Source organism: Polaromonas sp., from assembly GCF_031411155.1.
Taxonomy (GTDB): Bacteria; Pseudomonadota; Gammaproteobacteria; order Burkholderiales; family Burkholderiaceae_C; genus Polaromonas.
This window is the reverse complement of sequence record NZ_JANOAL010000270.1, coordinates 1-5,983: the sequence shown is the minus strand read 5'-3', so window position 1 is coordinate 5,983 and position 5,983 is coordinate 1. Positions and strand designations below refer to the sequence as shown.

The following is a 5,983-nucleotide window of genomic DNA, read 5'->3' as shown; positions in this document are numbered from 1 at the left end:
CCTTGACAATTGAGGGCAGGCTGCGCAGCCGACAAATATGAATGAAATAGGCTTGCAGCCCATATACACCGGTCGTAAGCAGCTATCAATCTGGTAGCGTGTGCAGCCTTGGCGCCAGGCCGCCAGCAAGCGTCAAGCCTGGCGTGAGCGCGTCGGTTCAAAGGCCCAAGCCAGCTCGACCTGTTCCGGCATCAGGAAAGCTGTAGCAATTGCCTCACCGTCAGCGTCTGAAAACTCGACCAGATAAGCGGGGGTGGGCTGGGTAAAAACCTCCAGTACAACGCCCACGATACCCGCAGCCATGCCCTCGGCGGGCAGGGCCTGCAGGGTTTTGACACCATCGAGTTCCTTGAACATGGGGATGTTTTTTTACTGCAGCCGACCAATATTAAGCGCCACTCATGCCCGCCAGCCAATTCGTGCCCGGCCTGTGCCAGTGTGGCGGCCGCTCTCCAGCGTGCCGCCATGAGGCCTATCAGCGCCCAACGGGATTTTCGCCTGCTCAGCCGAGCAGGCCGACGATGATGTCCACGATCAGGTTGTTCTGCTGCTGGACCAGGACCACATCGCCGCCAATCAGCACATAACGGTAGCCGTAGGGCGCTGGCGGAAGCTGGCGAATCACGGGCTGGGGCACCGCATACACGGTGATGTTGCGCGGCAGCGGCTGGCCGACAACCCAGTTCCTGACCTGCCCCGGAGGCAAGCAGCCGTTGTGCTTTTTGGCTAGGCCGGGAGGGCACTTCTTGCCGTTGCCGTAGTTTTGCACGTAGTACTCGCGGACGTAGCTGCGCTGCTGGTCGTTGAAGTAGGTGCCGGGCTGGATGTCCTTGCGCTCGCGCTTTTCAGCCTGCTTCTCGGATTTTTCCTGCTCCTTGTCGTAGCGCTTTTGCTGTTTTTCCTCACGCTTTTGAGTCTGTTTGCCCTGACCCTTGCCCTGGTCGTCGTCGCTGCCCTTTGCGAAAACAGGCCCCGCAACAAACAGTGAAGTGACGGCCAGCGCAACGATACGGTGGGAAAGTTTGAAAGGGGTCAAGTTGTTCTCCAATAGAGTTGTCTCTAGGTCAACGGCAAGCATCTTGCGGCGGTTGACCCGCGGCTGTAGGACAAAACCGCGCATCGTTGCGGCCCGGCCGGCCGCCCTGCAAGCAGTGGCGGCAAACATCAGCGCGAATCGGGCCGATCCACCCCTATGCGCGGCAGCGCACAGATTGAACGGCGGCTTTGGCGTAGTTTGGTGGCTAACGATGATGCGCCGGAGCCAGGTACCTCTTGCGGCGATGCGTGCGAATCGGCTGCTGATCCGTTTTCGCCATGGCGATGGCGTGATCTGCCAACGCCGATTTTTTTGCCGCCAGAAGCTGATCAGTTCTGGGGATTGCCCGCTGCAAGGCGGGTGGTTCTCGTCACCTTCACCGAAGGAATCATCATGAAACATACCAAACTATTTACCGCAGCCCTGCTGCCCCTTGCGTTGACGGCCTGCCTGTCGCTTCCTGCAGGCCCGGCTGGCCCGCAGGGGGCAACCGGTGATACCGGCGCGCGAGGCAGCACCGGAGCGACCGGCTATACCGGCGCAACAGGTGACACCGGCGCCACCGGAAACACCGGCGCACGCGGCGCCACCACAGGCACCACCACGGTGATCGTTCCGGCGTACTGAAAGAGCACGAGGGAGAGCGGAGAAGGCCGGAGAAAGCCGGCTTTCAACCTGGCCCCTGGGCCCCTTGCCTCCCCCGCCGTTGGCGCCCGCCGGCAAGGCGCGATGGCTGGACCGCGTTTGACGCAGCGTGTGCTTCGGTTTAGTATTACATCCGTAATAACGGAAAATTTTCATGCACATGCTCAAGCTCACCCAGATCGGCAATTCCGTGGGCGTGGTATTGCCCAAGGAGGCGCTTGCCCGGCTGAAGCTGGGCAAGGGCGGGACGGTGTTTCTGACCGAGACCCCGGACGGCTACACGCTCACGCCGTATGACCCGGCGCTGGAGGAAGAAATCGCGGCCGGCCGGGCCTTTATGCGCGATTTCCGCGACACCTTTCACCAGCTGGCCAAATGACCTGGCGCTGGATCACCAAGGCGGCGCTGCTGCTGCTGCACGGTGAAAGCCTGGCCGAACATGGCGGCAGCGCCGGTCTGCGTGATGAAGGACTGCTGGATTCGGCACTGGGTCGCCCCCTGAATCTGCTGGCCTACTCCGACCCGGCCCAGCCACCGGATGTGGCCGCGCTGGCGACCAGCTACACCGTAGGGCTGGCCAAAAACCACCCGTTCGTTGACGGCAATAAGCGCGCGGCTTTTTTGGCCACCGGTTTGTTTCTCTACCTCAACGGCTACCGGCTCAATGCATCGCAAGCCGATGCCACCGTGACCATGCTGGGCGTGGCAACGGGCGACATCAGCGAAGGTGAATTCGCGGCCTGGCTGCGGGGCCATGCCAGCCCGCGCCCCAAGGGCTGAGGCCTTCCCCGCCCGCCTGCCCCTGCCATCCCTCTGCAGAAACCAAAGACTCCCATGACGCCTATTTCAACCCACCGATTCAAGCCGCGCCACCTTGCCCTGAGCGGCGCCCTGCTCTTTCTGGCCGCCTGCAGCGGGGCCAGCAGCGAAGAAATTGGCGCGGTCGACACCGTGTTCAAGTTCATCGGGCCCGACCACAAGATCGTCGTCGATGCCTACGACGACCCCAAGGTCAGCGGCGTGACCTGCTATGTGTCGCGCGCCAAAACCGGCGGCATCAAGGGCGCTTTCGGCCTGGCCGAAGACAAGGCCGAGGCGTCGATTGCCTGCCGCCAGACCGGTGTCATCAGCTTTGGCGCCAAGCCGCTGGACAAGCAGGAAGAGATGTTCAGCGAGCGCATTTCGCTGGTGTTCAAAAAGCTGCGCGTCATCCGCATGGTGGACAGCAAGCGCAACACGCTGGTCTACCTGACCTATTCCGACCGGCTGATCGAAGGCTCGCCGCAAAACAGCGTGACGGCCGTGCCGGTGCCCGCCACCACCGTCATTCCTGTGAAGTAAATCAGGCTGTAGTCCATACAGAACTTGCACTGTTTGCTATTAAATACATAGCAACTTGCAAGCTGCCAACCCCCCCACAACCCAGGCGCCATTCTGCGCCAACACACCAGGAAAGATTCAACATGGGCGCGCAATGGAAAGCAAAAGGCAAGGAACTGGCGGCCAACGCCAAGGGCCGGGTATTCGGAAAACTGGCCAAGGAAATCATGGTCGCGGCGCGCAGCGGAGCCGACCCGGCTTCGAACGCGCGCCTGCGGCTGGTGGTGGAGCAGGCCCGCAAGGTCTCCATGCCCAAGGACACCCTGGAGCGCGCCATCAAGAAAGGCGCCGGACTCACCGGCGAGGCGGTTCATTTCGAGCACGTGATCTACGAAGGCTTTGCACCGCACCGCGTGCCGGTCATGGTCGAATGCCTGACCGACAACCTGAACCGCACCGCGTCTGAAGTGCGCGTGCTGTTTCGCAAGGGGCAGTTGGGTACCTCCGGCTCGGTGGCCTGGGATTTTGACCATGTGGGCATGATCGAAGCCGAGCCGCTTGAAAAAGGCGCCGACCCGGAACTGGCCGCGATTGAAGCCGGCGCCCAGGACTTCGAGCCCGGCGAGGAAGAAGGCAACACGCTATTTCTGACCGACGCCACCGACCTCGACCTGGTCAGCCGCGCCCTGCCCGCCCAGGGCTTCACGGTCTTGTCCGCCAAGCTGGGCTACAGGGCCAAGAATCCCGTCGACCCGGCATCGTTGAGCGCCGGCGACCTGGAGGAAGTCGAGGCCTTCCTGGCCGCCATCGATGCGAATGACGATGTGCAAAATATTTTTGCGGGCTTGGGCGCTTGAGGCTGGCGCTTTCGCGGAACGGGCGTAAGCGCGGCCCGGTTCACTCTTCATGCACGGCGTAGGACGGACGAATCCGGGTTTTCTGGACGATACCGGAAGGTGCAAACAGCACGACGAATTCAGCGCTGGAGGCTGCGGCGCCGGCAGGCTTTTGCCGGTAGGCCCAGACTTCAAAGCCGCTGTTGAACTTGACCACCACGCCAGGGCCGAGCGCCGCCAGGACCTCGGCTTTGCTGGTTTTTCCGGCCATCACCACATCGCTCGCGGCTTGCATCGACATGGCCGGGTCGCGAAACGGCGGCGCGCTGTCCCTGGAGCCGAAGAGCCCCAGAGGACCTGCGCAGCCGGCCAGCCAGAAGCAGCAGGCCAACACCAGGCCCGTGCGCGAAAGCGGCTTGCAGTAGATGCTGGTCATTTTTGGTCTTCCATGTAGTCAAACTCGACCAGGGTGTCGTCGGGCCAGCTGCGGTCGCCCAGCGGCAAGACGTAGGTGCGGTCCACCAGCACCTCGCAGTCGCAATAAGGCAGATCGTCGTTCAGCCCGGGGTCGTCACTGGCTGCCGCATAGAGCTTGTCGATCGCCAGGATCTCGCGGCGCGCGCCCGCCACCAGTGCCACGCTGAACAGGGGCCGGTCCGAAAAGAAAAGGTAAAGGGGCACTTTTTTGTCGCAGTAGGCGGGGCTGTTCAATAGCGCCTGGGTCATGCGGCCGACGATGTTGCTGCTGTTGGACACCAGGCCGGCTTCCATGCCCACGCGGCATTCCAGCCGCAAATCCCCCAGGCGCCGGGTATTGGGCGGCAGGCCGGGCGTGCGAATCTCGCTGCGCCAGGTCATGGTTTGCCGCTTGCGGTTCGGAATCACCTGGGCATCTTCGTCATAGGCCTGTGGGTTGCGCGGCAAGGCAAAAGTGTGATCCGGCGCGACCGGCACCGCAAAGTCCACGCTGGAGCCTATGACCTCCAGCTCGATGTGGTTCATGTCGGTGTCTGGCCGGCGCGGCAACAGCTTGAAGCGCAGTGGCGCGTTGGGCGCCATGGCGCGCTGCCGCTCAAAGAGGTCCATGCCGCGGATCATTTTCCGGTAGGATTTTTCGACCGGGTCCCGGTTGGCCTTGGCGCTGATCGTCACGGGGGGCAGTGTGCCGACACTTTTGTCCTGGGCCGCCGCACCTGCACAGAGGGCCGCGGCTATCGCCCCCCCGGCCACGCGGATCAAGGAGCGCGAATAAACCCAGGCGCCGCCGCGTGCTGCGAAAGGATAAATTTGCATGTCACGTCCTGTTGCCTACTACGTGATGGTAGGCCGCGTGAGCATGCTGTCTTGTAGGACGATTCCAGCATTTGGTGGCCGGGGACCTGCACGGGCAGCGACCCAACGGGCCGCGCCTGCGCAACAACCTCAGTGCACCGTTGCTTCGAAGCGGAACACGCCCGGATCCCGAATCGGGTCCACATCGACCGGAATCACGCTCTTGGGCGGAAAGCGCCCTTCGAGCAGCAGCCTGGACAGCGGGTTTTCAATCCGCTGCTGGATCGCGCGCTTGAGTGGCCTGGCGCCAAACACCGGGTCGAAGCCGACCTTGGCCAGCTCGGCAATCGCCGCTTCAGAGACCTCCAGTGTCAGGTCCATTCTGGCCAGACGCGCCATCAGCACCTTGAGCTGGATGCGGGCGATGGACTCGATGTGTTTCGCGTCCAGCGCATGGAACACCACGGTTTCGTCAATGCGGTTCAGGAACTCGGGCCGGAAGTAGTTTTTCAACTCATCCGTCACCGCGTCCTTGATGTCTTCATAGGGCTGGCCGACCATGGACTGGATGATGGGCGAGCCGATGTTGCTGGTCATCACGATCACGGTGTTCTTGAAGTCCACGGTGCGGCCCTGGCCGTCGGTCAGGCGGCCATCGTCGAGCACCTGCAGCAGCACGTTGAAGACGTCGGGGTGGGCCTTCTCCACTTCGTCCAGCAGCAGCACGCTGTAGGGCTTGCGGCGCACGGCCTCGGTGAGATACCCACCTTCGTCATAGCCCACATAGCCCGGCGGCGCGCCGATCAGCCGGCTCACCGAATGCTTCTCCATGTATTCCGACATGTCGACGCGGATCATGTGGTCTTCGCTGTCG

General features: G+C 62.5%; 10 protein-coding genes. 5 read left to right on the top strand and 5 right to left on the bottom strand.

The window, feature by feature from the left end:
* Positions 1–132: 132 nt before the first annotated feature.
* Positions 133–357, bottom strand: coding sequence for a DUF4926 domain-containing protein (locus RMO23_RS16340; protein WP_309683701.1), 225 nt, complete (start codon positions 355–357; stop codon positions 133–135).
* Between the two features lie 145 nt (positions 358–502).
* Positions 503–1,438: an RcnB family protein gene (locus RMO23_RS16335; RefSeq protein WP_309683699.1), complete on the bottom strand. Its 936-nt coding sequence runs from the start codon at positions 1,436–1,438 to the stop codon at positions 503–505.
* Between RMO23_RS16335 and RMO23_RS16330 the strand changes: the two genes are divergently transcribed.
* From RMO23_RS16330 to RMO23_RS16310, 5 genes are all read left to right on the top strand, one after another.
* Positions 1,430–1,663, top strand: a complete 234-nt coding sequence (locus RMO23_RS16330) for a collagen-like protein (protein ID WP_309683698.1) — start codon at positions 1,430–1,432, stop codon at positions 1,661–1,663. The genes RMO23_RS16335 and RMO23_RS16330 overlap by 9 nt on opposite strands.
* A gap of 172 nt (positions 1,664–1,835) precedes the next feature.
* Positions 1,836–2,060: an AbrB/MazE/SpoVT family DNA-binding domain-containing protein gene (locus tag RMO23_RS16325; RefSeq protein ID WP_309683697.1), complete on the top strand. Its 225-nt coding sequence runs from the start codon at positions 1,836–1,838 to the stop codon at positions 2,058–2,060.
* Positions 2,057–2,461, top strand: coding sequence for a type II toxin-antitoxin system death-on-curing family toxin (locus tag RMO23_RS16320; RefSeq protein ID WP_309683696.1), 405 nt, complete (start codon positions 2,057–2,059; stop codon positions 2,459–2,461). The genes RMO23_RS16325 and RMO23_RS16320 overlap by 4 nt, the downstream gene beginning before the upstream one ends.
* Before the next feature lie 54 nt (positions 2,462–2,515).
* Positions 2,516–3,022 (top strand): CreA family protein, encoded by a 507-nt coding sequence (locus RMO23_RS16315; RefSeq protein WP_309683695.1) that lies wholly within the window; start codon positions 2,516–2,518, stop codon positions 3,020–3,022.
* A gap of 122 nt (positions 3,023–3,144) precedes the next feature.
* The gene (locus RMO23_RS16310) at positions 3,145–3,858 is read left to right on the top strand and encodes a YebC/PmpR family DNA-binding transcriptional regulator (RefSeq protein WP_309683694.1); all 714 of its coding nucleotides are present in this window, start codon (positions 3,145–3,147) and stop codon (positions 3,856–3,858) included.
* Positions 3,859–3,898: 40 nt separating this feature from the next.
* Here RMO23_RS16310 and RMO23_RS16305 read toward each other — a convergent pair whose 3' ends face one another.
* The 3 genes from RMO23_RS16305 to RMO23_RS16295 all read right to left on the bottom strand — a co-directional run.
* Positions 3,899–4,273, bottom strand: a complete 375-nt coding sequence (locus RMO23_RS16305) for a hypothetical protein (RefSeq protein ID WP_309683692.1) — start codon at positions 4,271–4,273, stop codon at positions 3,899–3,901.
* Positions 4,270–5,130: a hypothetical protein gene (locus RMO23_RS16300; RefSeq protein WP_309683690.1), complete on the bottom strand. Its 861-nt coding sequence runs from the start codon at positions 5,128–5,130 to the stop codon at positions 4,270–4,272. The genes RMO23_RS16305 and RMO23_RS16300 overlap by 4 nt, the downstream gene beginning before the upstream one ends.
* A gap of 129 nt (positions 5,131–5,259) precedes the next feature.
* Positions 5,260–5,983, bottom strand: a 724-nt coding sequence (locus RMO23_RS16295; RefSeq protein WP_309683689.1) for an AAA family ATPase, incomplete at its 5' end; no start/stop codon positions are given.

Excerpts from the sequence above, each read along its gene's own strand:
- RMO23_RS16325 (WP_309683697.1), top strand. The coding sequence starts at position 1,836 with ATGCACATGCTCAAGCTCACCCAGATCGGCAATTCCGTGGGCGTGGTA.
- RMO23_RS16300 (WP_309683690.1), bottom strand. The coding sequence starts at position 5,130 with ATGCAAATTTATCCTTTCGCAGCACGCGGCGGCGCCTGGGTTTATTCG.
- RMO23_RS16340 (WP_309683701.1), bottom strand. The coding sequence starts at position 357 with ATGTTCAAGGAACTCGATGGTGTCAAAACCCTGCAGGCCCTGCCCGCC.
- RMO23_RS16310 (WP_309683694.1), top strand. The coding sequence starts at position 3,145 with ATGGGCGCGCAATGGAAAGCAAAAGGCAAGGAACTGGCGGCCAACGCC.
- RMO23_RS16320 (WP_309683696.1), top strand. The coding sequence starts at position 2,057 with ATGACCTGGCGCTGGATCACCAAGGCGGCGCTGCTGCTGCTGCACGGT.
- RMO23_RS16330 (WP_309683698.1), top strand. The coding sequence starts at position 1,430 with ATGAAACATACCAAACTATTTACCGCAGCCCTGCTGCCCCTTGCGTTG.
- RMO23_RS16315 (WP_309683695.1), top strand. The coding sequence starts at position 2,516 with ATGACGCCTATTTCAACCCACCGATTCAAGCCGCGCCACCTTGCCCTG.
- RMO23_RS16305 (WP_309683692.1), bottom strand. The coding sequence starts at position 4,273 with ATGACCAGCATCTACTGCAAGCCGCTTTCGCGCACGGGCCTGGTGTTG.
- RMO23_RS16335 (WP_309683699.1), bottom strand. The coding sequence starts at position 1,438 with ATGTTTCATGATGATTCCTTCGGTGAAGGTGACGAGAACCACCCGCCT.